Raw genomic sequence first — 24,068 nt, 5'->3', positions numbered from 1 at the left:
AGACAGGCATGGCTGAAATACTCGAGCTAGTATGGATTCTGGCGAAAATCGTGGTGCTGCTGGTGCCGCTGTTGATCGCCGTGGCGTACATGACCTATGCCGAACGCAAGGTCATCGGCTGGATCCAGCTGCGCCGCGGCCCCAACCGCGTGGGGGCCTATGGACTGCTGCAGCCGTTCGCGGACGCGCTCAAGCTCATGCTCAAGGAGATCGTGCTGCCGCTGAACGCGAACCGCGGCCTGTTCGTGATCGCCCCCATGCTCTCGATCATGCCGGCGCTCGCGGCCTGGGCGGTGCTGCCCGTCGGCCAGGGGCTGGTGATCGCGGACGTCAACGCCGGCCTGCTCTATGTCCTCGCGATGGCCTCGCTCGGTGTCTACGGCGTTATCGTCGCCGGGTGGGCCTCCAACTCGAAGTACGCGCTTCTCGGCGCGCTGCGCGCCGGCGCCCAGGTGGTTTCCTACGAGATCGCCATGGGTTTCGCCCTGGTGGGCGTGCTCATGGCCTCGGGCAGCCTCAATATCAGTGAGATCGTCGAGGCCCAGGCCGGCCCGATCTGGAACTGGTTCTGGCTGCCGCTGCTGCCGCTGTTCATCGTCTACTGGATCTCCGGCGTTGCCGAGACCAACCGTTTGCCGTTCGACGTCGCCGAGGGCGAGTCGGAGATCGTTGCGGGCTTCCACGTGGAATACTCGGGCATGGCGTTCGCCGTGTTCTTCCTCGCCGAGTACGCCAACATGATCCTGATCTCCGGGCTCGCGGCGATCATGTTCCTCGGTGGCTGGTACTCGCCGTTTCACGGTCTGCCGGTGCTCGGCCCGATCTTCGATCTGGTCCCGGGCATGATCTGGTTCTGCCTGAAGGTGGCGTTCTTCCTGTTCTGCTACATCTGGTTCCGCGGCACATTCCCGCGCTATCGCTACGACCAGATCATGCGGCTCGGCTGGAAGGTGCTGATCCCGGTGACCGTGGTCTGGCTGGTCGTCGAGTCGGTGTTCATTCTCACCGGGTTCGGCCCCTGGTTCTGAGCTGGAGGCTCCCATGCAAGCGATTCGCGACTTCTTCAACAGCTTCCTGCTGGTCGAGCTGCTCAAGGGCCTGAAGCTCACCGGCCGGCATCTGTTCGACGCGAAGTACACCATCGAGTACCCGGACGAGCGCGCCCCCCAGTCGCCGCGTTTCCGCGGGCGGCACGCTCTGCGCCGCTATCCCAACGGCGAGGAGCGCTGTATCGCCTGCAAGCTCTGCGAGGCGGTCTGTCCGGCACTGGCGATCACCATCGAGTCCGAACCGCGCGAGGACGGTACGCGGCGGACCACGCGTTACGACATCGACCTGTTCAAGTGCATCTACTGTGGCTTCTGCGAGGAATCCTGCCCGGTGGACTCGATCGTCGAGACCCGCGAGTTCGAGTACCACTTCGAGGAGCGCGGTGAGCAGATCGTGAACAAGCAGCAGCTGCTGGCGTTCGGTGATGAGTACGAGGCGCAGCTGGCCCGGGACCGGGCCGCGGACGCGGTGTACCGGTGAGCCCGGCGGGCGTCACAGGCCAACGAGGAAGAAGGCGACGTGATTGAGCTGATCATCTTCTACGTATTCGCGGCGGTGCTGATCTTTGCCGCCACCATGGTCATCACTGCGCGCAACCCGGTGCACTCGGCGCTGTTCCTGGTGCTGGCGTTCTTCAACAGCGGCGTGCTCTGGCTGCTGGCGCAGGCGGAGTTCCTCGGCATCGCCGTGGTGCTCGTCTACGTGGGCGCGGTGATGGTGCTGTTCCTGTTCGTGGTGATGATGCTCGACATCAACGTCGCACCGCTGCGCGAGGGCTTTGCCCGCTATCTGCCCGTCGGGGTGCTGGTGGGCGCGGCGATGCTGCTGGAGATGCTGCTCGTGCTGGGCTCCGGCGAGCTCTCGGCGGTCGGGCTCGCCGGCGGCGCCAGTGAGGCGCTCGGCGGTGTGGGCACGGCCCAGAGCAACACCGCCCTGATCGGCAACGTGCTCTACACGATCTACGTCTATCCGTTCGAGGTCGCCGCCGTGGTGCTCATGCTCGCGATTATCGCCGCGATCATGCTCACGCTGCGCCGGCGCTCGGGCACGAAGCATCAGGACATCGCCAAACAGGTGCACACCAGGAAGGCCGAACGGCTGCGCGTGGTGCGCATGAATCCCGAGAAACGGGACTGATAGATAGACCTCGCAAACCCCAAGACGGTCGGGACGAACGCATGCTGGAACTGTCGCATTATCTGGTGCTCGGGGCGATCCTGTTCAGCCTCGGTGTGGCCGGGATCTTTCTCAACCGCAAGAACGCGTTGATCCTGTTGATGTCCATCGAGCTGATCCTGCTGGCGGTGAATTTCAACTTCATCGCCTTCTCCAGCGCCCTGGGGGATATCCACGGACAGGTGTTCGTGTTCTTCATCCTTACGGTGGCTGCTGCCGAGTCCGCCATCGGACTGGCGATCCTCGTGGTGCTGTTCCGCAACCGCGACACCATCAATGTCGGCGACCTTGACAGCATGAAGGGCTGATCGAATGGAGACGGTATATCTGCTCATCGTTCTGGCGCCCCTGATCGGGGCCGCGGTCACCGGCCTTTATGGCCGGCGGCTCGGCCGGGTGGGGGCCCATCGGGTGGCGATCGGCGCGGTCGCGATCTCCTGCGCGCTGTCGTTCGTGACCCTGTTCGGCCAGCTCTCCGGGGCGGCGGAGCCGTTCAACGGGGCGGTCTATACCTGGGCCGCGATCCAGGGTCTGACCGTCGAGGTCGGCTTCCTGGTGGACCGGCTTACCGCGATGATGATGGTGGTCGTCACCTTCGTGTCGCTGATGGTGCACATCTACACCATCGGTTACATGGCGGACGACGAGCACAATTGGCCGGCGGGCAGCGGTGCCGGTGTCGCCAGCTACCAGCGATTCTTCAGCTACATCAATCTGTTCACCTTCTCCATGCTCATGCTGGTGATGGCGAACAACTTCATGCAGCTGTTCTTCGGCTGGGAAGGCGTCGGCCTGGTTTCCTACCTGCTGATCGGGTTCTGGCTTAATCGCCCGAGCGCCACCTTCGCCAATCTCAAGGCGTTCCTGGTCAACCGCGTCGGTGACTTCGGTTTCGTGCTCGGCATCGCCACGGTGTTCATGTACTACGGCAGCCTGGACTACGCGCAGGTGTTCGGCACGGCTGCGCAGAGCACGGGCGAGACCATGACGCTGTTCGGCGGGGAGGCGCTGGTCGCGACCGTCGCCTGCATCCTGCTGCTCATTGGCGCGATGGCGAAATCCGCGCAGGTGCCGTTGCACGTGTGGCTGCCGGATTCCATGGAAGGTCCCACGCCGATCTCCGCGCTCATCCACGCCGCGACCATGGTCACGGCGGGCATCTTCATGATCGCGCGCATGTCGCCGCTCTACGAGCAGTCGGTCACCGCACTGTCGGTGATCCTGGTCATCGGCGGCATCACGGCGTTCTTCATGGGCCTGGTGGGCCTGGTTCAGGACGACATCAAGCGCGTGATCGCGTACTCCACGCTCTCGCAGCTCGGGTACATGTTCGTGGCCCTGGGGGCGTCCGCCTACGCGGCGGGTGTGTTCCATCTCATGACCCACGCCTTCTTCAAGGCGCTGCTCTTTCTCGGCGCGGGCTCGGTCATCATCGCCATGCACCACAAGCAGGACATGCGCGAGATGGGCGGGCTGCGCAAGTACATGCCGGTGACCTACTGGACCATGCTGGTCGGTACACTCGCGCTCATCGGCACGCCGTTCTTCTCCGGTTACTACTCCAAGGACGCCATCATCGAGGCGGTGCATCTCGCCGCCACCGAGGGCCGGCCGGGGGCCGAGTTCGCTTACTGGTGTGTGCTCCTCGGGGTGTTCGTCACGGCGCTGTACTCGTTCCGGCTGTTCTTCCTCGTCTTCCACGGCAAGGAGCGCATGGACGCCCATACCCGCGAGCACCTGCACGAGTCCCCGCGCGTGGTGACCGTGCCGCTGATCCTGCTCGCGATCCCCTCGGTGGTCATCGGCTGGTTCACCACCGGTCCCGTGCTCTACGGCGATTACTTCGGCGGTGCCATCCACGTCGCCGAGGCGCATGACGTCCTCCATCACATGGCGGAGGAGGTCTGGCACGGCCCGGTCTCCTTCGGCGTGCACGCGCTGGTCAACCCCGCCTTCTGGCTCACCGTGGCCGGTGTCGCGGTGACCTGGGTGCTCTATATCGCACGCCCGGGGCTGCTGCCCGGCGTGCGGCGCGCCTTCGGGCCGGTCGGGGGGATCCTCGAGCGCAAGTACGGCTTCGATGCGCTGTGGATCAATGGCTTCGCTGGCCTCGGGCGCGGTATCGGCCGGGTGCTCTGGCGCGGCGGTGATGCCGGGCTCATCGACGGCGTGCTGATCAACGGCACGGCGCGGACCATCGGCCGGGTGGCGGCGCTGGTGCGTGGCGCGCAGTCCGGCTACCTCTATCACTATGCGTTCGCGATGATCATCGGCCTGCTGATCCTGCTCACCTGGCTCGTGGGCGGCTGGCAGGGCTGGTTCGCCTAGTGCGCGCCGCGACCGGCGCGCTGCACGGCGCATCTCGATACAACGACGGCAAGGAATGAGCGAATGTTTGAAGGTTGGCCTGTGCTTAGCCTGCTGATCTGGCTGCCCATTCTCGGCGGGTTGGCGGTGCTGATGACTGGCGAGCGGGCGGCCGATTTCAGTCGGCGGCTCGCGCTCGCGATCAGTGTGGTGGTCTTCGTTCTCAGTCTCGCCCTGTGGGCGGGCTTCGAGAGTGGCACCGCGGCCATGCAGTTCGTGGAGCGCACGACCTGGATCGATACCTTCGGCATTGAGTACTTCCTCGGCGTCGACGGCATCTCCATGCCCCTGGTGATCCTGACCACGTTCTCCACGGTGCTCGTGGTGATCGCCGGCTGGGAGGTCATCCGCTACAAGCCGCAGCAGTATCTCGCCGCCTTCCTGGTGATGGAGGGCATCATGGTGGGCGTGTTCAGCGCTCTGGATGCCATCCTGTTCTACGTGTTCTGGGAGGCCATGCTCATCCCGATGTTCCTGATCATCGGTATCTGGGGCGGACCGAACCGTATCTACGCCACGCTGAAGTTCTTCCTGTATACGTTCCTCGGCTCGGTGCTGATGCTGGTCGCGCTGATCTACCTCAGCTATCAGGCGGGCAGCTTCGCGATCCCGGACTTCTACGGACTGGGCCTGGACCCGGCCATCCAGACCATGATCTTCCTGGCATTCCTCGCCGCGTTTGCGGTGAAGGTGCCCATGTGGCCGGTGCATACCTGGCTGCCGGATGCCCACGTCGAGGCGCCCACCGGCGGCTCCGTGATCCTGGCGGCGATCATGCTCAAGATCGGCGGGTACGGTTTCCTGCGGTTCAGCCTGCCGATCACCCCGGTGGCGAGCGTGCAGCTCGACTGGCTGATGATCTCGCTGTCGCTGATCGCGGTGGTCTACATCGGCCTCGTGGCGATCGTCCAGAGTGACATGAAGAAGCTGATCGCCTACTCGTCCATCGCGCACATGGGCTTCGTCACCCTGGGGTTCTTCGCCATCTTCCGCATCGCCGGTTCCGAGGCGGTCTCGGGTTCCGGCGTGGTGCTCGCCCTCGAGGGCGCGGCGGTGCAGATGATCTCTCACGGTTTCGTCTCCGCGGCGATGTTCCTGTGCGTCGGCGTGCTTTATGACCGACTGCATTCGCGGCGGATTGCCGACTACGGCGGGGTGGCCAACCGCATGCCGATGTTTGCCGGCTTCTTCGTCATGTTCGCGATGGCGAACGCCGGGTTGCCGGGCACATCCGGATTCGTCGGTGAGTTCATGGTGGTGCTCGCGGCCTTCCAGGCGGACTTCTGGTTCGCGTTCCTGGCGGCCACTACGCTGGTGCTCGCGGCGGGCTACACGCTGTGGATGATCAAGCGGGTGGTCTACGGCGAGGTCGCCAACGAGGGTGTGGCGGCGCTCCGTGATATCAATCGCCGCGAGTTCCTGATCCTGGGCGTGCTGGCGCTGGCGGTGCTGGCCCTCGGCGTGTGGCCGCAGCCACTCGTGGAGGTCATGGAGCCGACACTCTCGCACCTGGCGAATATCGTCATGGCGGCCAACTAGTGTCCAGAGGTTGAACGGGACGGCGCGTCCAAAGGAATAGGCTCGAGGTACTCTATGTCGTTCGTGATCCCCAACTTCTCGCTGGCACTCCCGGAGATCTGGCTGCTCGCCATGATCTGCGTGGTCCTGGTCGCGGATCTGTTCGCCACCGGGCGCGAGAGCGCCCCGGCGTTCTATCTCAGCCAGATCGCGCTGCTCGGCGCCATGTGGTTCGCCGTGCAGAGCCAGTGGGGCGTGGATACCGTTGACTTCAACGGTACCTACGTCGCCGACAGTCTGGCCGCGACGCTGAAGGTGAGCATCGCCGGCTTCGCCTTCCTGGCGTTCGCCTACAGCCGTGATTATCTGCGCCAGCGCAACCTCCTGCGTGGCGAGTTCTACCTGATCGGGCTGTTTGCGGTGCTCGGCGGGTTCGTCATGTCCTCGTCGGGCAGCATGCTCACGCTGTATCTCGGCCTCGAGCTCATGTCGCTGGCGCTGTACGCGATGGTGGCCTTTGACCGGGACAGCCGTATTGCCTCCGAAGCAGCGATGAAATACTTCGTCCTGGGCGCGCTGTCTTCGGGCATGCTGCTCTACGGCATGTCGATGATCTACGGCGGCAGCGGCAGCCTGGAGCTGGCGGAGATCGCGGCGCAGGCGGCGGGCGGCCCGGACAACATGCTCCTCGCCTTCGGCCTGACCTTCGCGCTGGTGGGCGTGGCCTTCAAGTTCGGCGCGGTGCCCTTCCACATGTGGGTGCCGGACGTCTACCAGGGCGCGGCGACCCCGACCTCGATGTTCATCGGCACCGTGTCCAAGGTCGCCGCCGTGCCGCTGTTCCTGCGCCTGGTCGCGGAGGGGCTCGGCGCGCTGCACGGCGACTGGCAGGTCATGGCGACGTTCATGGCGGTGGCATCGCTGGCCGTGGGTTCGCTGTTCGCGCTGGTGCAGGACAACTTCAAGCGGCTGCTGGCGTACTCGACGGTGGCCCACATCGGCTTCCTCTTCCTCGGTTTCATTGCCGGCACGGAAGAGGGCTATGCCGCGTCGCTGTTCTACGCGATCAGCTATGCGCTGATGTCGGCGGCGGCGTTCGGGATGATCATGGTGCTCTCGCGCCGGGGCCACGAGGCCGACGAGATCGCCGACCTGCGCGGTCTCAACGATCGCAGCACCGGTATGGCGCTGGTCATGCTGGTGGTGATGTTCTCGATGACCGGTGTGCCCGGGACCGTGGGCTTCTACTCCAAGTGGGCGGTGCTCAAGGCGGTGATCGATACGGGGCATGTCTGGCTCGCGGTGGTCGCGGTGCTGTTCGCGGTGATCAGCGCCTTCTACTATCTGCGCGTGCTCAAGGCCGTGTACTTCGAGCGTATCGAGGGCGAGGCCGAGGCGATTCCCGCCTCCGCGACCGTGCGCTGGGTCTGCGGGCTCAACGGCGTGGCGATCCTCGGTCTCGGGCTGTTCCCCGGTGCGCTGTTCGCGGTCTGTCGCGCGGCCTTCGGCGGGTAGCACGGGAGGGTTGCATTGCCCGTCGCGAGGCGTATCATACGTCCTCCGCGGCGGGGTCAACGCCCCGCGGGATCCTCGCAAGAGGGCTTGCAAAAGGCGCAACGCCGCGGTTAGAATACTGTTTGTCAGATGCGGGGTGGAGCAGTCTGGCAGCTCGTCGGGCTCATAACCCGAAGGTCGCAGGTTCAAATCCTGCCCCCGCTACCAGGCATCTTCGAAAAGGCCGCTTGCGGCCTTTTTTTGTAGGTGGCGCAGCCACGGCGCCGCCGCAGCGGTTTTTCGAAGAATGGGCCGACGTGGCCCATTTTTTGTTTGTGGGGACGATACAGACGGCATGGCGGCGGCACAGAGACTGACCGAGATCCTGCAGCCGGTGGTCGAGGCGATGGGCTACGAGTTCGTTGGCCTGGAGTACCACCCGAACAGCAAGCGCGGGCTGCTGCGGATCTACATCGACACGCCGGAGGGCATCGACGTCGACGACTGCGAGGCGGTGAGCCATCAGGTCAGCGGTGTGCTCGACGTCGAGGACCCGATCCCGGCGGAATACAACCTCGAGATCTCCTCGCCGGGGCTCGAGCGTCCCCTGTTCAAGCCCGCGGACTACGACCGCTTCGTGGGCGAGCGGATCCGTATCCGTATTCGCGGCCGCCACGACGGCCGGCGCAGTGTCCGCGGCGTGCTGCGCGGTCTGCGTGACGACGCCGTCGCGGTCGACGAAGACGGTGAGGAGGTGCTCGTGCCGCTGGAAGTGGTCGATCGCGCCAATCTCGAGCTGGAGCCCGAAGGCCGGTGAGCTGGAGTAATCAATGAGCAAAGAAGTCCTGTTGGTTGTCGATGCCATCTCGAACGAGAAGGGCGTGGACAAGGAGGTCATCTTCGAGGCCATCGAGGCGGCGCTCGCCTCGGCGACGCGCAAGCGCCATGGCGGCGAGATGGATGTGCGCGTGAGCGTGGACCGTCGCACCGGCGAGTACAGCACGTTCCGGCGCTGGACGGTGGTCGAGGACGAGGCCCTCGAGGAGCCGGACCGCGAGCTCACCCTGGAACAGGCCCGCGAGCGCGATCCGGAGGCCGAGATCGACGGGACCATCGAGGAACCGATGGAGTCGGTGGAGTTCGGTCGTATCGCCGCCCAGACGGCCAAGCAGGTCATCGTGCAGAAGGTCCGCGAGGCCGAGCGCGCAAAGGTCGTCGAGGCCTATCACGAGCGCGAGGGCGAGCTCATCACCGGCATTGTCAAGCGTGTCGAACGGGGCAATATCTACCTGGACCTTGGCGGCAACGCCGAGGCCTTCATCCCCCGCGAGGAGATGATCCCGCGGGAGGCGGTGCGCCCCGGTGACCGCCTGCGGGGCTACCTCAAGGAGGTCCGTTCCGAGAATCGGGGTCCGCAGCTCTTTGTCTCCCGCACCGCGCCGGAATTCCTGCTGGAGCTGTTCAAGCTCGAGGTCCCCGAGGTCGGCCAGGAGCTGCTGGAGCTGCCGGCGGCGGCGCGTGATCCGGGCATGCGCGCGAAGATCGCGGTACATGCCCTGGATCCGCGCATCGATCCGGTCGGGGCCTGTGTCGGCATGCGTGGCTCGCGCGTGCAGGCGGTGTCCAACGAGCTCGCCGGCGAGCGGGTCGACATCATCCTGTGGGACGAGAACCCGGCCCAGTTCGTGATCAACGCGATGGCGCCGGCGGAGGTCGAGTCCATCGTCGTCGACGAGGATCGTCACAGCATGGACATCGCGGTGGCGGAGGATCAGCTCTCCCAGGCCATCGGCCGCGGCGGGCAGAACGTCCGCCTCGCCAGTCAGCTCACCGGCTGGGAGCTGAACGTGATGACCGCCGACGAGGCCCGCGAGAAGAGCGAACAGGAGACCGCGGAGCTGCTGCAGATGTTCGTCGACACGCTGAACGTGGACGAGGACATTTCCGCGGTGCTGGTCGAGGAAGGCTTCTCGAGCCTCGAGGAGATCGCCTACGTGCCCGCCGCGGAGCTGCTCGAGATCGAGGATTTCGACGAGGATATCGTCGAGGCGCTCCGTGCGCGGGCACGGGATGTGCTGGCCGAGCGCGAGGCCGAGCGGGCGCAGGCCGCGGGCGAGGTGCCGGCGGAGGACCTGCTCGGCATGGAAGGAATGGACGAGACGCTGGCCCAGGCATTGGCGCAGCAGGGCATCACCACCATGGAGGACCTGGCCGAGCAGTCGGTGGACGACCTGCTCGAGGTTGAGGGCATGGACCAGGAGCGTGCCGCGGCGCTCATCATGAAGGCGCGCGAGCCCTGGTTCGCCGAGCAGCAGGACGGGGAGTCCTGAACGGGGCCCGCGGCGACGGGAGGCGTCGTCGCTACCCGCTCGGAAACGGCGCTCGGCAACAGGTGGACCGGAGGTAGAAGTTTATGGCGAATACGACGATCAAGGATTTCGCGGAGGCCGCTGGCATCCCCGTGGACCGCCTGTTGACCCAGCTCAATGAGGCCGGCATCGAGGGGCGGAACGCGAGTTCCACCTTCTCCCGCGAGGACATGTCCACGCTCGTCGAGCACCTGCGCAAGGCCGCGGGTCGCGGTGACAGCGAGGCCGGTCCCGGTCCCAAGCAGATCACGCTCAAGCGCAAGAGTCACAGCCAGATCCGCGTGCCCGGCGGTGCCGGTGGGCGCGGCAGCCGGGGCAGCACCGGCGGGCGCACCGTCAACGTCGAGGTTCGCAAGAAGCGCACGTACGTCAAGCGAAGTGTCGTCGAGGCGGAGCAGCACGAGCGCGATGCCCGTGTCCTCGAGGAGGCACTCGACGACGCCCTGGCGCGTCCGGACGCCCAGCCGGAGCCGCAGCCGCAGGCATCGGAGACGGCCGTCTCCACCGAAGCGGCCGGCGAGGCGTCCGTCCCGGAGCAGGCCGAGGCCGGCGAGCAGTCGACGCCGGAGGCCGAGGAGGCGCCCGCCGCCGAGGAGACTCCCGCGGAGGAGGCCGAGCCCGTAGCCGAACCGGAGCCCGTTGACGAGGCCACCGCGGCGGACGAGGCCGAGGAGACGGAGGAGGCCAACGAGTCCGAGGCCCAGCGCCAGAAGGAAATCGAGGAAGAGAAGGAGCGCAAGCGTCTCGAGGCGGAGGCGAAGCGCGAGCGTGAGGCCGAGGAGCGGGCCGCGCGCAAGGCAGCCAAGGGCAAGGGCAAGGCGCGCAAGAAGGGCGCCGAGACCAAGGGTGCCGGCGGTCGCGGTCGCCGGGGGGGGCGTCGTGCCGGTGGCGCCGCCGAGCAGCTGCAGCACGGCTTCGAGCGTCCGACTCAGCCGGTGGTCCGCGAGGTGGAGGTGCCCGAGAGCATCACCGTCGGCGATCTCGCCCAGCGCATGAGCGTCAAGGCGGCGGATCTCATCAAGGAGATGATGAAGCAGGGTGTCATGGCCACCATCAACCAGGCCATCGACCAGGACACCGCCGTGCTGCTCGTCGAGGAGCTGGGGCACCGTCCGAAGGTGGTCAACGAGAACGCCGCCGAGGAAGAGATCCTCGCCCAGGCGGAGGAGCCCGAGGGCGAGCGCGAGCCGCGGGCGCCGGTGGTCACCATCATGGGCCATGTCGACCACGGCAAGACCTCGCTGCTCGACCACATCCGCCGCACCAAGGTGGCGTCCGGCGAGGCCGGCGGCATCACCCAGCACATCGGTGCATATCACGTGAAGACCGACCAGGGCATGGTGACCTTCCTGGACACCCCCGGGCACGAGGCCTTCACCGCCATGCGTGCCCGCGGTGCGCAGGTCACCGACGTGGTCATCCTGGTGGTCTCGGCGGACGACGGCGTCATGCCGCAGACCCAGGAGGCGATCAAGCACGCCCGCGCGGCCGGAGTGCCGATCGTCGTGGCCGTCAACAAGATCGACAAGCCCGGCGCCGACCCGGATCGCGTGCGCCAGGAGCTGACCCAGTTCGAGGTCATCCCCGAGGAGTGGGGTGGCGACACCCAGTTCGTGAACGTCTCCGCGGTGACCGGCCAGGGCATCGACGCGCTCCTCGAGGCGCTGCTGCTCCAGTCGGAGCTCCTCGAGCTCAAGGCCGTGGTGGACTGCCCGGCGAACGGCGTGGTTATCGAGTCCAGCCTCGACAAGGGGCGCGGCCCGGTGGCGACCGTGCTGGTGCGCAACGGCGTGCTCCACACCGGTGACGTCATCCTCTCCGGCACGGAGTACGGGCGCGTCCGCGCGATGCTCGACGAGGGCGGCAACCGCGTCGACGACGCCGGTCCGTCGACCCCGGTGGTCGTGCTCGGTCTCTCCGGTCTGCCTGAGGCCGGCGACGAGGTCCTGGTGCTCGAGGACGAGCGCAAGGCCCGCGAGATCGCCGAGGGCCGCCGCGAGAAGAGCCGCGACAAGCGTTTGCAGGCCCAGAAGGCCGCCAAGATGGACGAGCTCTTCTCCCAGATGGGCGAGGGCGAGGTCAAGACCGTCAACCTCGTGATCAAGGGCGACGTGCAGGGCTCCGTGGAGGCGCTCGGCCAGTCGCTGCAGAACCTCTCCAACGACGAGGTCAAGATCAAGGTCGTCAGCAGCGGAGTGGGCGCGATCAACGAGGGCGACGTCAACCTGGCGCTGGCCTCCGAGGCACTGCTCATCGGCTTCAACGTCCGCGCCGACGGCAAGGCGCGCAAGGCGGCCCAGGAAAACGACGTCGAGCTCCACTACTACAGCGTGATCTACGACGCCATCGATCAGCTCCGCAACGCCATCAGCGGTATGCTGGAGCCGGAGGTGCGCGAGGAGATCATCGGTCAGGCGGCGGTCATGGACGTCTTCCGCTCCTCCAAGCTCGGCCAGATCGCTGGCTGCCTGGTCGAGGAGGGCGTGGTCCGGCGCAACAACCCGATCCGCGTGCTGCGTGACAACGTGGTGATCTTCGAGGGTGCGCTGGAGTCGCTGCGCCGCCACAAGGACGACGTCAATGAGGTTCGTGCCGGCACCGAGTGCGGCATCGGCGTGAAGAACTACAATGACGTCAAGGTCGGCGACCAGATCGAGTGCTACGAGCGCGTCGAGATCCGGCGTGAGCTGTGATCGCCGGGACGGGGGACGTTAATGGCACGTGATTTCTCCCGGACGAGGCGGGTCGGCGAGCAGATCCAGCGCGAGCTCGCCGAGCTCATCCGCGACGAGGTGCGCGACCCGCGCGTCGGTTCCGTCACGGTCTCCGAGGTCTCGGTGACCCGTGACTTCGCCCACGCGCGGGTGCTGGTCACCGTGCTCGGGGCGAGCGCCGAGGCCTCCGCTGATGCCGTCGAGGCGCTCAATCACGCGGCCGGTTTCCTGCGCTCGCAGCTCGCGCGCCGCGTGCGGCTGCGCCAGGTCCCGGCGCTGGTGTTCGAGTACGACGAATCCTTCGACCGCGGTGCCCGTGTCTCGCGCCTCATTGACGAGGCCGTCGCGCGGGACGACGGGACGGACGACGACAACCCGGACAGCTGATGGGTCGCAGACGCAAGGGACGCAACGTCCACGGCATCATGCTGCTGGACAAGCCCGCCGGCGTGACGTCCAATCACGCGCTGCAGCGGGTACGCCGGCTGCTCGATGCGCGCAAGGCCGGCCACACCGGCAGCCTCGATCCGCTCGCCACCGGCTTGCTGCCGCTGTGCTTCGGCGAGGCGACCAAGGTCAGCGCCTTTCTCCTCGATGCGGACAAGCGCTATCGGGTCACCGCCCGGTTCGGCTGCGTGACCGACACCGGTGACGCCGAGGGCGAGGTGGTGGCGGAGCGGCCGGTCATCGGTCTCGACCGCGATACCCTGGGGGCGGCGATGGTGCGCTTCGAGGGGGCGATCGAGCAGGTGCCGCCGATGTACTCGGCGCTCAAGCACGAGGGACGGCGGCTCTACGAGCTGGCCCGTGAGGGCCGCGAGGTCGAGCGCCCGCCGCGCCCGGTGACGATCCACGAGCTGCGTCTGCTGGCGATCGACGGCGATACCGCCACCCTCGAGGTGGCGTGCAGCAAGGGCACCTACGTGCGCACCCTGGTCGAGGATATCGGCGAGGCCGTCGGCCCGGGCGCGCACGTCACCGCCCTGCGCCGTACGGCCCTCGGGCCGTTTCGCGACGAGGCGGCGCTCGTCACCCTTCCGGCGCTGGAAACGCTCGACGGGGACGAGGGGCGTGCCGCGCTGGAGCAGCGCCTGATCCCCATGGAGCAGGCCCTCGGTGACTGGCCGGACATCCACCTCAGCGGCGATCTGGCGGCCTACGTCCGCCAGGGGCAGCCGGTGTGGGTGCCGCGGGCGCCGGGGCAGGGCTGGGTACGGCTGTTCGCCGAGGGCGAGCGCTTCCTCGGCATGGGCACGGTACTCGACGACGGCCGCATCGCGCCCAAGCGTCTCGTCGCCACCGGGTGAGGCCCGTGGGTGACGTAACGATCCGTTTCCCCGCGGTTTTGGTTGTTCCTCAGGCCGCCGCGGGGATAGAATACGCGTCTTTCGGGAACATCGAGATAACCAGGAGCAGTTGATGTCTTCTCTTTCTGCCGAGCAGAAACACGAAATCGTCAAGGATTTCGCGCGCACCGAGGGCGACACGGGTTCGCCGGAGGTCCAGATCGCGCTGCTGACCGCGCGCATCCAGCACCTCACCGAGCATTTCCAGACCCACAAGCAGGATCACCACTCCCGCCGTGGGCTGCTCAAGCTGGTCAACCAGCGTCGCAAGCTGCTGGACTACGTCAAGCGCAAGAACCGTGAGCGCTATCAGACGATCATCGAACGCCTCGGCCTGCGCAAGTAGGCCGAACGAAAGCTGCCCAGACAATGGATAGGCCTGTGATTCCTACTCCCGTCCAGAAGACGTTCCAGTACGGCGACCACACCGTAACGCTCGAGACCGGACGCATCGCGCGGCAGGCCAGCGGCGCGGTGCTCGTCAACATGTCGGACACGGTGGTGCTCGTCACCGTCGTGGGTAAGCAGGACGATGGCGAGCCCCGTCCCTTCCTGCCGCTGACGGTCAACTACCAGGAGCGGACCTATGCCGCGGGCAAGATCCCCGGCGGGTTCTTCAAGCGCGAGGGACGGCCTTCGGAGAAGGAGACACTGGTCTGCCGTCTGATCGACCGACCGATCCGGCCGCTGTTCCCCGCGGGCTTCACGAGCGAGGTCCAGGTCATCGCCACGGTTATCTCGATGAACCCCGAGGTCGACGCCGACATCCCGGCGCTGATCGGTACCTCGGCGGCTCTGGCGATCTCCGGCATCCCGTTCGAGGGGCCCATCGGTGCGGCCCGTGTCGGCTATCAGGATGGGCAGTTCGTGCTCAATCCGACCTTCAGCCAGATCGCGGCCTCCGACCTCGACTTGGTGGTGGCGGGCACGGAGGAAGCGGTGCTGATGGTCGAGTCGGAGGCGGACCGCCTCCCCGAGCAGACCATGCTCGATGCCGTGCTCTTCGGTCACGAGCAGATGCAGGCCGCGATCGGCGCGATCAAGGAGCTCGCCGCCGAGGCCGCCAAGCCCCGCTGGGACTGGGAGGCGCCGGCCAAGGATCAGGGGCTGGTCTCGCGCATGCAGGAGCTCGCGGGCGGTGAGCTCGCCGAGGCCTATCAGGTGGTGGACAAGCAGGAGCGCCAGGCCGCGGTCGGTGCCGTACGTGACCGCGTCGTTGCCGAGCTGACCGCCACCGAGGAAAATCCGGAGGGCTGGAGCGAGCGCGAGGTCGCCGATGCGTTCAAGTCCCTCGAGAAGCAGATCGTGCGCGGGCGCATCATCCGCGGCGAGCCGCGGATCGACGGGCGTGACAACAACACGGTACGGCCGCTGACCATCGAGGTCGGTGCGCTGCCCCGTACCCACGGCTCGGCGCTGTTCACGCGCGGCGAGACCCAGGCGATGGTCATCACCACGCTGGGTACCGGGCGCGATGCCCAGGTGGTGGACGCCATCGAGGGCGAGCGCAAGGAGCCGTTCATGCTCCACTATAACTTCCCGCCGTACTGCGTGGGCGAGACCGGCTTCATGGGCAGCCCCAAGCGCCGTGAGATCGGTCACGGCAAGCTCGCCAAGCGCGGCATCCAGGCCGTGATGCCGAGCAGCGAGGAGTGTCCCTACGTGATCCGCGTGGTCTCGGAGATCACCGAGTCCAATGGCTCCAGCTCCATGGCCAGTGTCTGTGGCACCAGCCTCTCGCTCATGGACGCGGGCGTGCCGATCAAGGCGCCGGTGGCGGGTATCGCCATGGGTCTGATCAAGGAAGGCGACGACTTCGCCGTGCTCACCGATATCCTCGGCGACGAGGATCACCTCGGCGACATGGACTTCAAGGTCGCCGGCTCCGAGGATGGCGTCACCGCGCTGCAGATGGACATCAAGATCAACGGGATCACCCGCGAGATCATGGAGAAGGCGCTGGAGCGCGCCCGCGAAGGCCGCATGCACATCCTCGGCAAGATGAACGAGGTGATCGCCGAGCCCCGCCAGGAGATGTCCGAGCACGCGCCGCGGCTGCTTACCCTGCGCATCGACCCCGAGAAGATCCGTGACGTCATCGGCAAGGGCGGCAGCACCATCCGCCAGCTCACCGAGGAAACCGGCACGAGCATCGACATCTCGGATGACGGCGTGGTTACCGTGGCCTCCACGGACGCCGCTGCCGCCAACGAGGCGCGCCGGCGCATCGAGCTGCTCACCGCGGACGTCGAGGTCGGCCGCATCTACGAGGGCCGGGTGATCAAGCTCATGGACTTCGGCGCGTTCGTGAACATACTGCCGGGTCGCGACGGGCTGGTGCACATCTCCCAGATCTCCAACCGCCGTGTCGAGAGCGTCGCCGACGAGCTCTCCGAGGGACAGGTGGTGCGCGTGAAGGTCCTGGAGGTGGACCGCCAGGGCCGGATCCGGCTGAGCATCAAGGCGGTGGAGGAGGCCGACGCCTGACGGGCGCCGGTTTCTGAAACATGCGAAAAAGGGGCCGTAAGGCCCCTTTTTTTGGTTCATCGCATATTGCCGGGAAAGACGGTTTCCGGGGATGGCATGTTCGCGCTGTCTCCGCCGTTCGTTGACAGCGCACCACGCGATTCTAGACTCACAGTGTACTCCTCGTTTCGCGAAGGAGGACACAAAAATGTCCAACTATCCCCGTGAATCCGCCTCTTTCCCGCGGCGTTGTGCCACTGCGCTCCTCGCCGCCTGCCTGGTGACGGGCACCGCATGGGCCGCCGGCGAACCGCCGGCCCCCGACTTCTCCAAGACCCAGTACGGGGACATGAGCTTCCCCGAGCAGTTCCCCGACGGCACGAGCATCAGCATCACCCAGTGGAGCCACTTCGTGCCCCGCTATGACCAGTGGTTCAAGCAGTACGCCCAGGAATGGGGTGACGCGCATAACGTCGACGTCACGGTGAATTTCATCAACATCGCCGATCTGGCCTCGACCCTGTCCGCGTCGATCTCCGCCGGCGAGGGGGCGACGCTGTTCGAGATGGTGGCCCCGCCGACCGCGTTCATCGACGGGCTCAAGCCGCTGAACGACGTCAACAAGGCCGCCGCGACGGAGTTCGGCGAGCGTGCCGGCACCTGCGAGCGTTCCAGTTACCTGCCGGCGAAGGACATGTGGTACGGCTTCTGCCACGGCTGGGTGCCGGACCCGGGTGACTACCGTCGCTCTCTGTGGAAGGACGCCGGTTACCCCGATGGCCCGCAGACCTACGCGGACCTGCTCGAGGGCGGCGGCAAGATCTTCCAGAAGACCGGCACGCCGGTTGCCGTGGGGATGTCGCCGGAGATCGACTCCGAGTTTTATGCCCGCGCGCTGATCTGGTCCTTCGGCGGCTCGATCCAGGACGAGAACGGCAATGTCACCTTCGACTCGCCGGAGGTCGTCGAGGCCGTGAAGTTCCAGAAGCAGCTCTTCGAGAACGCGATGACCCCGGAGGTCTTCGCGTGGAACGCCGCCTCCAATAACCAGACTTTCATCGGCGGTTCCGCCTCATATATCCAGAACTCCATCTCCTTCTACCGCAGTGCCCAGGAGAGCTCGCCGGACGTGGCCGCAGACACCGGCTTCCGGCCGGGCCTGAAGGGACCGCGGGGTGACGTGAAGATGCCGGCCCACGTGTGGTTCATCCACACCATGCCGGAGTACGTCACCGACGAGACCAAGATCCAGGCGGCGAAGAAGTTCATGCTCGATCTCGAGCACAACTATCCGTCCGCGAGCTACTACTCCAAGTTCTACAATTTCCCGGCCTTTACCTCCCAGGTGCCGCAGCTCTTCGGTGATGACAGCTGGCTGAACGACGATCCGTGGGGCGCGGAGCCCCCGGACAAGCTCGGTCTGTTGAAGACCGCCGAGGACTGGACCGCGTGGCTGGGCTACCCGGGCTATGCCAACCCTGCTGTCAGCGAGGTGTACCAGTCGCACCTGATCTCCAGCATGATGGCAGACGTCGCCCGTGGCGTGAAAACCCCGGAGCAGGCGGTGGAGGACACTGCCGGGGAGATTCGCGCCATCTTCGAGAAGTGGCGCGAACGCGGCTACGTGGGCGGCGGCTGAGCAGCGCCGATGTCCATGGCCCGCCCCCGGCCGGGGCGGGCCGGCTCCCCCGAAATGAGTCCCGCTGCGCCGGCCCGTTCCGGTGCGGCGGGCGATGATCCATGATTGTATTAACGGGGCGAACGGCGACATGGCGGTACTCGAGACTCGTGGCCTCAAGAAGCACTTCGGCCGCATCCGCGCGGTGGACGGCATCGACCTCACGTCCACGGACGGCGAGCTCCTCGCCATCCTCGGACCGTCCGGCTCCGGCAAGAGCACGCTGATGCGCATGGTTGCCGGGCTCGAGGAGCCGAGTGCCGGCGACATCCTGGTGGACGGACGCTCCATCGTTGGCATCCCGCCCAAGCGGCGCAACGTCGCCATGGTCTTCCAGAGCTTCGCGCTGTATCCGCACATGAGCGTGCTGGAGAACATCCGTTTCCCGCTGGTGGCGCGCCGGGTACCCGCCGCGGAGCAGCGTGAGAAGATCGACTGGGTGACCGGTATCCTGGATATCGGCGATCTGCTCGAACGCCGGCCCACCCGGCTGTCCGGCGGGCAGATGCAGCGGGTGGCGCTGGCCCGGGCGCTGGTGCGCGACCCGGAGCTATTCGTCTTCGACGAGCCGCTGTCCTCGCTGGACGCCCAGATCCGGAGCCAGGCACGCGGGGAGCTGCGCGAGCTCCACGACCGTACGCAGATCACCACGCTCTACGTCACCCACGATCAGCTCGAGGCCCTCGGGCTCGCGGACCGGGTGGCGGTGGTGCACAACGGCTGCATCCAGCAGCTGGGCACACCGCGAACGCTCTACGAGGATCCCGGCAACCTCTTCGTGGCCGGCTTTATCGGTGATCCACCCATGAACCGTCTCGATCTCGGTGACAACGTCATCCTCGGTGTGCGCCCGGAGCACCTGCTTCTCGAGCACGGCGAGGAGGACCCCGGGGAGGTGGCGCTGCGCCTCGAGGTCGAGCTGGAGCACCTGGAGTTCCTCGGTGCGGAGTGGCTGATCTACGCTGCCGTGTGCGCCGGCGTCCCCGAGACCGGGCGGCGGCGTCCGCGGGTGATCGCGCGGCTGCGGCAGGCGGAGCCGCCGAGCATGGAGACCGGTCAGCGCCGGACCCTGGTCGTGCGCCGGGCGAACGCGCGCTACTTCGATGCCGAGAGCGGCGAGCGCCGGTCTGCCCCGTCGGGGGTGGCGGCATGAGTGCCGCGGCGCAGGGCGGCTGGTTCGCCCGCGCGGGGGACGCCCTGGAGCGGCCACGGGTCCTCGGCACCGTCATGCTCGCGCCGGCGGTGCTCTATATCGTCGCCTTCGTGGCGGTGCCGTTCTGCATCGCCATCGCGCTGAGTTTCAGCGATGCCACCGTCGGCGATCCCACGATCAGCAGCTTTGTCGGCCTGGAGAATTTCCGTGCGGTGATGCAGCAGGAAGCGTTCATGAGCGCGCTGCGCAACAGCATCATCGTCACCGTCGCTACCGTCGTGGGCATCGTGGTGCTGGCGACTATCGCCGTGGAGATCCTGGCGCGGGAATTCCCCGGCCGGCGGCTCGTGCAGGTGCTGTTCATGCTGCCCTGGGCGATGCCGGTGGCGCTCGCGGCCATCACCTGGCTGTGGCTGCTGGACTCGCAGTTCAGCCCGATAGACTGGCTGCTGGTACAGCTCGGCCTGCTCGGGCCGGGCACACCGCTGGGGCCGGCAAAGCACCTCTATTACCTCGGCCGGGAGTGGCTGGGGCTGGGTTCGGTGGTGTTCGTCGATATCTGGCGCACCCTGCCGCTGGCGACGATCATTGTCCTCGCCGGCCGGCTGTCCATCCCCCGGGAGCGGCTGGAGCAGGCCCAGATCGACGGCGCCGGATTCTTCCGGGTGCTCCTGCGCATCATTATTCCGGCACTGGCGCCGGTGCTCATCGTGGCCATCCTGTTCACTGCGCTGCTGGTCATCGGCGAGATGTCCACGGTGGCACTGCTCACCCGGGGCGGGCCGGGGCACTCGGGCCAGATCCTGCCCTACTGGGCCTATCTCAAGGGCATCGAGAGCGGCGACCTCGCCCAGGGGGCCGCCGTGTCGCTGTTTCTCTTCCCCGTGCTCGCGGCGGCGGCGATCGTGGCGCTGCGTTTCGCCGCACGGCTGCACCGCGACTGAGGTGACGGGCATGCGCAGGCAGGCGAGAAAAACCGGGTTCTACACGGCGGTCGTGCTGCTGGTACTGTTCTCGATACTGCCGATCGCCTATGCCGTGCTCACGATCTTCAAGAAGGAGTCGGAGCTCTTCGACCCGGGGTCGAACCCGTTCCTCTACGAGCAGGGCGCGACCCTCAAGCACCTGGTGTTCCTGTTCACGGGCACGCCGTTCCCCACCTTCCTGTGGAACTCGCTGGTGATCGGGGTGTTCGTGGTCGCGATCACGGTGGTGCTGGCGGTGCCGGCGGCCTACGCCCTCGCGCGGCTCACCGGGCGCTGGGGCGAGAGCTCGGGCATGGCGATTTTCCTCGTCTACCTCATCCCGCCGACGCTGCTGTTCATCCCGCTGTTCCGCATCGTGGTGTGGCTGGGGCTGGCGAACAGCATCTGGTCGCTGGTGGTGGTCCTGCCCACCATCACGGTGCCCTTCTGTACGTGGCTGCTGCTGGGCTTCTTCCGCTCGGTGCCCCGGGAGCTCGACGAGGCGGCGCTGCTGGACGGCTGCTCGCGCTTCACCGCGTTCCGCAAGGTCGTGCTGCCCCAGGCCCTGCCGGGCATCGGGGCATGCATGGTGTTCGCGTTCTCGCTGTCGCTGTCGAATTATATCTACTCCGTGACCTTCATCAGCGAGAGCGCCTCGCGCAACCTCAGCGCCGGCGTGCCCACGGAGCTGATCCGCGGCGATGTCTACTTCTGGCCTTCGCTGATGGCGGCGACGGCGATCGTGGCGATCCCGCTGGGGCTCGCCTACGGGCTGCTGTTCGACTACCTGGTCCGTGGCTTCCAGAGCGCGGAGACGGGATAGGGCGGCTCAGGCGAACAGCCCGTGGAGGAACCAGCCGCGGGCATGGCCCCTTTCGCGGTAGACCCACAGCCGTTCCCCGCCGGGGTTGCTGGCCACGTAGTAGTCGCGGGCCACGTCCTGGCCGTCCCACCAGCCGGACTCGATGCGCTCCGGCCCGTCGTGGAGGGTGAGGGGGCCGTGCCATGCGGGCGTCTCGGCGCTCACGGTCAGTGCCCGGGGCGGGTCCAGCAGCCACAGCGGGCGTGCGGGGTTGGGGGCCGGCGTCCCGCCGCCGCGGCCGGGGGCGACGTAATGCCAGGCACGCTCGGGTCGATGCTCGCTGCGGGTGTGCAGGCCGTTGACCGTCTCCTCGCCCAGGCGCGTGGAGAGCCGTTCCACCAGGCCGTGCCACGGCGTCTCTTCCCGGGCGCCGGGCAGGAGTGCCGGCGATTCCGGGGCCAGTGGCTGGAGGTCGCCGGCCAGCAGGGTGAGTGACTGCACGGGGCCGGACAGGGCCAGGCGTTCCAGGCGTTCGCGGGCGAGGGTGAGCAGGTGTGCGGCATCGCGGCTCGGGGCGAGCAGGCCGACGCGGGCGGTGCTCGCCCCGCGGGGGACGTGGTGGAGCCGCAGCTCCAGGCGCTGGACCCCCCGGCCGAGCCCGCTCAGGTAGCCGCAGAGCTCGCCGAGCAGTCGTTCCAGGCCCCTGGCGATCAGCTCCCGGTCGCCGCTTTCCCGGGGCAGGGTGATCTCGGCGCGGTAGCGCGGCGGGGGCTGCCAGGGGTGGCGCGGGTCGGCGTGACGGCCGTGGGCGCGGTCGAGCTGGCGCAGCAGGGTATGGCCGAAGCGCCGGGCGAGGCCGTCCCGGGGCAGGGCGAGGACGTCGCCCAGGGTCTCGCAGCCGAGGCCGGTGAGCTCTTCATGGTGGCGGGGCTGTTCCAGCGCGAGGACCGCCACGGGCAACTGGGTCAGTGCCGCATCGCTCTCGGTCTGCGTCGTCGCGGCCGTCGTGTCGCCGGCGCGCGCAAGCAGCCAGGCGGCGGTAGGGGTCGGGGCGAGGCTGGTCAGCGGCCGGTAGCCGAGCCCCGCCACGCCGTCGGCGATCGTCGTGCGCAGCCGCTCCAGTCCGCCGAAGTAGCGCAGGCTGCCGCCGATCTCCAGCAGCAGGGCGTCCGGGCGCTGGGGGCTTACCACCGGGGTGAACTGCAGCGACCAGGCGGCGAGCTGACGCAGGGCCCGAGCCTCCGCGGCCGGATCGCGTTCGTGGCAGAGCAGCCGGGGCACCAGGGCCCGGGCGGCGCTGACGCGCTGGCCCGGTGCCACCCCGGCGCGGCGGGCCGGCCGGTTGGCCGCCGATACCGTACCGCCTTCGGCGACCACGCGGGCATCGTCGTCGCCTCCGGCCCGCTGGAAGACCTCCAGCGCCAGCTCCGGCACCCGCAGGCACAGCCACAGCGTCATGGGGCCATTCTCCGCCGGCATCCGGCGCTCAGCCCCGGGGCACCAGCCCCAGCTCGATCTGTGCAGCCCGCGGCCGGCCGCCGCCACGGCGGTGCGGTGCCGGGCGCGGTGTCGCGGCATTGCGTACCGGGGCCGGTCCGGCCGCCTCGCGTGCCGCCGGTGGTGCGCTGACCGCGGCGGGCACCGCCGGGGCGGCCTCAGTCTCCGGGTAGAGGACCCGGCGCCGGCCGCCGCCGCGGCACTTGAGCAGCTCCATGCGCAGGCCGCGGTCGTCCCGGTCCAGGTGCAGCCGCAGGGCCGCCGGCGAGGCGCTGCTGCGGTTGCTCTCGCGGCGGAAGATCAGCCCGAGGCTGTCGCCGGCCTCGGCGGCGAGCTGCAGGCGGCGCAGGCTCGCGGTGTCCACCTGCCGCGGCCAGGCGAGCACGGCCCCGCAGGTGCCGGCGCGCAGGGCCTGTTCCACGGCCCACAGGGCGTCGGTCCCGCTGCGGGGGTGGATCAGCAGCAGCCGGCCCAGATCGAGTCCCTGGGCGGTGAGCGCCGGTGCGTAGGGGACGAAGGGCGGGGCGATGAAGGCCACCCAGCGCCCCTGGCGCGCGATCTCCGCCAGCGCGGGCATCAGCAGCCGGAGCTCGCCGATGCCGTGGTGCTCGTGGAGGACCTCGGTGAGCGCGCCCCGGGGCCAGCCGCCCCCGGGCAGCACTGCGTCCAGGGCCGGGTGGCCGGTGGTGACATGACGCCCGTCCGGCCCGTCGCCCGTGGCGCCGGCCCGCCAGATACCGGGCTGACGGAGCAGCTCCTCGACCGCTTCGCTCATGGCTGACTCTCCTCAGAGCGCGGGGCGGATGACACCCACCCCGATGCCCTCGATGGCAAGGGATTCGACTCGCAGATCCACCTCGATGGGGCGGAATGCGTCGTTTTCGGGCAGCAGCTCCACGTGGGGGCCACGGCGGCGGAAGCGCTTCACCGTGACCTCGTCGTGCAGGCGTGCCACCACGATCTGGCCGTCCCTTGCCTCTTCGGTGCGCTGCACCGCCAGGAGATCGCCGTCCAGGATCCCCGCGTCCTGCATGCTCGCGCCCCGGACCACCAGCAGGTAGTCCGGACGCCGGTCGAACAGCGCCTCGGTGATCGCGTAGCGCCGCTCGATGTGCTCCTCCGCCAGGATCGGGCTGCCGGCGGCGACCCGGCCGACCACCGGCAGGCCCTCGCCGGTGTCGTCGCCTGCGTCGCCTTCATCGGTCTCCATACCGATCAGGCGGATGCCCCGGGAGGCCCCCCGGCGCATCTCGATGACCCCCTTGCGCGCGAGTGCCCGCAGGTGCTGCTCCGCGGCGTTGGGCGAGCGGAAGCCGCAGGCGCGGGCGATCTCGCTGCGCGTCGGCGGGTAGCCCGTCTCCGCGATGCAGCGGCGGATCAGCGCCAGTATCTCGGCCTGTCGGGGGGTCAGTTCGTTCATGCATCCTCCGGTTACTGTATAAATATACAGTATCTTCGCCGGCTGGCAAGCCC

21 protein-coding genes and 1 tRNA gene are annotated in these 24,068 nt (G+C 67.7%); 19 read left to right on the top strand and 3 right to left on the bottom strand.

Annotated elements, in window-relative coordinates:
* The first annotated feature begins 8 nt into the window (after positions 1-8).
* The 19 genes from nuoH to ACEZHJ_RS03015 all read left to right on the top strand — a co-directional run bounded on the left by nuoH (position 9) and on the right by ACEZHJ_RS03015 (position 21,119).
* Positions 9-1,028, top strand: coding sequence for an NADH-quinone oxidoreductase subunit NuoH (gene nuoH, locus ACEZHJ_RS03105; protein WP_026321005.1), 1,020 nt, complete (start codon positions 9-11; stop codon positions 1,026-1,028).
* A 13-nt stretch (positions 1,029-1,041) separates the two neighbouring features.
* Positions 1,042-1,530, top strand: a complete 489-nt coding sequence (gene nuoI / locus ACEZHJ_RS03100; protein ID WP_018717696.1) for an NADH-quinone oxidoreductase subunit NuoI — start codon at positions 1,042-1,044, stop codon at positions 1,528-1,530.
* 42 nt (positions 1,531-1,572) lie between these two features.
* Positions 1,573-2,187, top strand: coding sequence for an NADH-quinone oxidoreductase subunit J (locus ACEZHJ_RS03095; protein ID WP_026321006.1), 615 nt, complete (start codon positions 1,573-1,575; stop codon positions 2,185-2,187).
* Between the two features lie 41 nt (positions 2,188-2,228).
* Positions 2,229-2,534: an NADH-quinone oxidoreductase subunit NuoK gene (nuoK, locus tag ACEZHJ_RS03090; protein ID WP_018717698.1), complete on the top strand. Its 306-nt coding sequence runs from the start codon at positions 2,229-2,231 to the stop codon at positions 2,532-2,534.
* A 4-nt stretch (positions 2,535-2,538) separates the two neighbouring features.
* Positions 2,539-4,554, top strand: coding sequence for an NADH-quinone oxidoreductase subunit L (gene nuoL, locus ACEZHJ_RS03085; RefSeq protein ID WP_018717699.1), 2,016 nt, complete (start codon positions 2,539-2,541; stop codon positions 4,552-4,554).
* 63 nt (positions 4,555-4,617) lie between these two features.
* Complete coding sequence (locus tag ACEZHJ_RS03080) at positions 4,618-6,132, top strand: NADH-quinone oxidoreductase subunit M (protein ID WP_026321007.1); 1,515 nt, start codon at positions 4,618-4,620, stop codon at positions 6,130-6,132.
* A 54-nt stretch (positions 6,133-6,186) separates the two neighbouring features.
* Positions 6,187-7,626, top strand: coding sequence for an NADH-quinone oxidoreductase subunit NuoN (nuoN, locus tag ACEZHJ_RS03075; RefSeq protein ID WP_018717701.1), 1,440 nt, complete (start codon positions 6,187-6,189; stop codon positions 7,624-7,626).
* Between the two features lie 130 nt (positions 7,627-7,756).
* Positions 7,757-7,833 (top strand) — tRNA-Met (locus tag ACEZHJ_RS03070).
* Between the two features lie 127 nt (positions 7,834-7,960).
* Entirely contained in the window at positions 7,961-8,422 is a 462-nt protein-coding gene (rimP, locus tag ACEZHJ_RS03065; protein WP_018717702.1) for a ribosome maturation factor RimP, read from the top strand.
* A 13-nt stretch (positions 8,423-8,435) separates the two neighbouring features.
* Positions 8,436-9,935: a transcription termination factor NusA gene (nusA, locus tag ACEZHJ_RS03060; RefSeq protein ID WP_018717703.1), complete on the top strand. Its 1,500-nt coding sequence runs from the start codon at positions 8,436-8,438 to the stop codon at positions 9,933-9,935.
* An 83-nt stretch (positions 9,936-10,018) separates the two neighbouring features.
* Entirely contained in the window at positions 10,019-12,667 is a 2,649-nt protein-coding gene (gene infB, locus ACEZHJ_RS03055) for a translation initiation factor IF-2 (RefSeq protein WP_163138685.1), read from the top strand.
* 21 nt (positions 12,668-12,688) lie between these two features.
* Complete coding sequence (rbfA, locus tag ACEZHJ_RS03050; protein WP_018717705.1) at positions 12,689-13,075, top strand: 30S ribosome-binding factor RbfA; 387 nt, start codon at positions 12,689-12,691, stop codon at positions 13,073-13,075.
* Positions 13,075-13,995, top strand: a complete 921-nt coding sequence (truB, locus tag ACEZHJ_RS03045; protein WP_018717706.1) for a tRNA pseudouridine(55) synthase TruB — start codon at positions 13,075-13,077, stop codon at positions 13,993-13,995. The genes rbfA and truB overlap by 1 nt, the downstream gene beginning before the upstream one ends.
* Before the next feature lie 112 nt (positions 13,996-14,107).
* Entirely contained in the window at positions 14,108-14,380 is a 273-nt protein-coding gene (rpsO, locus tag ACEZHJ_RS03040) for a 30S ribosomal protein S15 (protein ID WP_018717707.1), read from the top strand.
* Between the two features lie 23 nt (positions 14,381-14,403).
* A complete protein-coding gene (gene pnp, locus ACEZHJ_RS03035) occupies positions 14,404-16,521 on the top strand; it encodes a polyribonucleotide nucleotidyltransferase (protein WP_040409327.1) in 2,118 nt (705 codons plus the stop codon).
* 187 nt (positions 16,522-16,708) lie between these two features.
* Positions 16,709-18,139 carry an ABC transporter substrate-binding protein gene (locus tag ACEZHJ_RS03030; protein WP_018717709.1) on the top strand — a complete coding sequence of 477 codons (1,431 nt, stop codon included), beginning with the start codon at positions 16,709-16,711 and terminating at the stop codon, positions 18,137-18,139.
* A 130-nt stretch (positions 18,140-18,269) separates the two neighbouring features.
* Positions 18,270-19,331, top strand: a complete 1,062-nt coding sequence (locus ACEZHJ_RS03025) for an ABC transporter ATP-binding protein (protein WP_026321008.1) — start codon at positions 18,270-18,272, stop codon at positions 19,329-19,331.
* Positions 19,328-20,275 (top strand): carbohydrate ABC transporter permease, encoded by a 948-nt coding sequence (locus ACEZHJ_RS03020; RefSeq protein WP_018717711.1) that lies wholly within the window; start codon positions 19,328-19,330, stop codon positions 20,273-20,275. The genes ACEZHJ_RS03025 and ACEZHJ_RS03020 overlap by 4 nt, the downstream gene beginning before the upstream one ends.
* A gap of 10 nt (positions 20,276-20,285) precedes the next feature.
* A complete protein-coding gene (locus ACEZHJ_RS03015) occupies positions 20,286-21,119 on the top strand; it encodes a carbohydrate ABC transporter permease (protein WP_018717712.1) in 834 nt (277 codons plus the stop codon).
* 6 nt (positions 21,120-21,125) lie between these two features.
* Here ACEZHJ_RS03015 and ACEZHJ_RS03010 read toward each other — a convergent pair whose 3' ends face one another.
* From ACEZHJ_RS03010 to lexA, 3 genes are read right to left on the bottom strand one after another with little or no spacing between them, the layout of a single operon-like run.
* Entirely contained in the window at positions 21,126-22,556 is a 1,431-nt protein-coding gene (locus ACEZHJ_RS03010; RefSeq protein WP_163138686.1) for a DNA polymerase Y family protein, read from the bottom strand.
* Positions 22,557-22,584: 28 nt separating this feature from the next.
* Complete coding sequence (imuA, locus tag ACEZHJ_RS03005) at positions 22,585-23,370, bottom strand: translesion DNA synthesis-associated protein ImuA (protein ID WP_163138687.1); 786 nt, start codon at positions 23,368-23,370, stop codon at positions 22,585-22,587.
* A gap of 12 nt (positions 23,371-23,382) precedes the next feature.
* A complete protein-coding gene (gene lexA, locus ACEZHJ_RS03000; protein WP_026321010.1) occupies positions 23,383-24,015 on the bottom strand; it encodes a transcriptional repressor LexA in 633 nt (210 codons plus the stop codon).
* Between the last annotated feature and the right edge of the window lie 53 nt (positions 24,016-24,068).

Origin of the sequence: Arhodomonas sp. KWT2 (assembly GCF_041949875.1) — a bacterium.
Classification (GTDB): Bacteria; Pseudomonadota; Gammaproteobacteria; order Nitrococcales; family Nitrococcaceae; genus Arhodomonas; species Arhodomonas aquaeolei.
This window is presented reverse-complemented; position numbering and strand designations above follow the sequence as displayed.

Excerpts from the sequence above, each read along its gene's own strand:
- imuA (WP_163138687.1), bottom strand. The coding sequence starts at position 23,370 with ATGAGCGAAGCGGTCGAGGAGCTGCTCCGTCAGCCCGGTATCTGGCGG.
- nuoK (WP_018717698.1), top strand. The coding sequence starts at position 2,229 with ATGCTGGAACTGTCGCATTATCTGGTGCTCGGGGCGATCCTGTTCAGC.
- pnp (WP_040409327.1), top strand. The coding sequence starts at position 14,404 with ATGGATAGGCCTGTGATTCCTACTCCCGTCCAGAAGACGTTCCAGTAC.
- truB (WP_018717706.1), top strand. The coding sequence starts at position 13,075 with ATGGGTCGCAGACGCAAGGGACGCAACGTCCACGGCATCATGCTGCTG.
- infB (WP_163138685.1), top strand. The coding sequence starts at position 10,019 with ATGGCGAATACGACGATCAAGGATTTCGCGGAGGCCGCTGGCATCCCC.
- nusA (WP_018717703.1), top strand. The coding sequence starts at position 8,436 with ATGAGCAAAGAAGTCCTGTTGGTTGTCGATGCCATCTCGAACGAGAAG.
- ACEZHJ_RS03030 (WP_018717709.1), top strand. The coding sequence starts at position 16,709 with ATGTCCAACTATCCCCGTGAATCCGCCTCTTTCCCGCGGCGTTGTGCC.
- rpsO (WP_018717707.1), top strand. The coding sequence starts at position 14,108 with ATGTCTTCTCTTTCTGCCGAGCAGAAACACGAAATCGTCAAGGATTTC.
- ACEZHJ_RS03015 (WP_018717712.1), top strand. The coding sequence starts at position 20,286 with ATGCGCAGGCAGGCGAGAAAAACCGGGTTCTACACGGCGGTCGTGCTG.
- rbfA (WP_018717705.1), top strand. The coding sequence starts at position 12,689 with ATGGCACGTGATTTCTCCCGGACGAGGCGGGTCGGCGAGCAGATCCAG.
- nuoH (WP_026321005.1), top strand. The coding sequence starts at position 9 with ATGGCTGAAATACTCGAGCTAGTATGGATTCTGGCGAAAATCGTGGTG.
- ACEZHJ_RS03025 (WP_026321008.1), top strand. The coding sequence starts at position 18,270 with ATGGCGGTACTCGAGACTCGTGGCCTCAAGAAGCACTTCGGCCGCATC.
- ACEZHJ_RS03080 (WP_026321007.1), top strand. The coding sequence starts at position 4,618 with ATGTTTGAAGGTTGGCCTGTGCTTAGCCTGCTGATCTGGCTGCCCATT.
- nuoN (WP_018717701.1), top strand. The coding sequence starts at position 6,187 with ATGTCGTTCGTGATCCCCAACTTCTCGCTGGCACTCCCGGAGATCTGG.
- nuoI (WP_018717696.1), top strand. The coding sequence starts at position 1,042 with ATGCAAGCGATTCGCGACTTCTTCAACAGCTTCCTGCTGGTCGAGCTG.
- ACEZHJ_RS03020 (WP_018717711.1), top strand. The coding sequence starts at position 19,328 with ATGAGTGCCGCGGCGCAGGGCGGCTGGTTCGCCCGCGCGGGGGACGCC.
- nuoL (WP_018717699.1), top strand. The coding sequence starts at position 2,539 with ATGGAGACGGTATATCTGCTCATCGTTCTGGCGCCCCTGATCGGGGCC.
- rimP (WP_018717702.1), top strand. The coding sequence starts at position 7,961 with ATGGCGGCGGCACAGAGACTGACCGAGATCCTGCAGCCGGTGGTCGAG.
- lexA (WP_026321010.1), bottom strand. The coding sequence starts at position 24,015 with ATGAACGAACTGACCCCCCGACAGGCCGAGATACTGGCGCTGATCCGC.
- ACEZHJ_RS03010 (WP_163138686.1), bottom strand. The coding sequence starts at position 22,556 with ATGACGCTGTGGCTGTGCCTGCGGGTGCCGGAGCTGGCGCTGGAGGTC.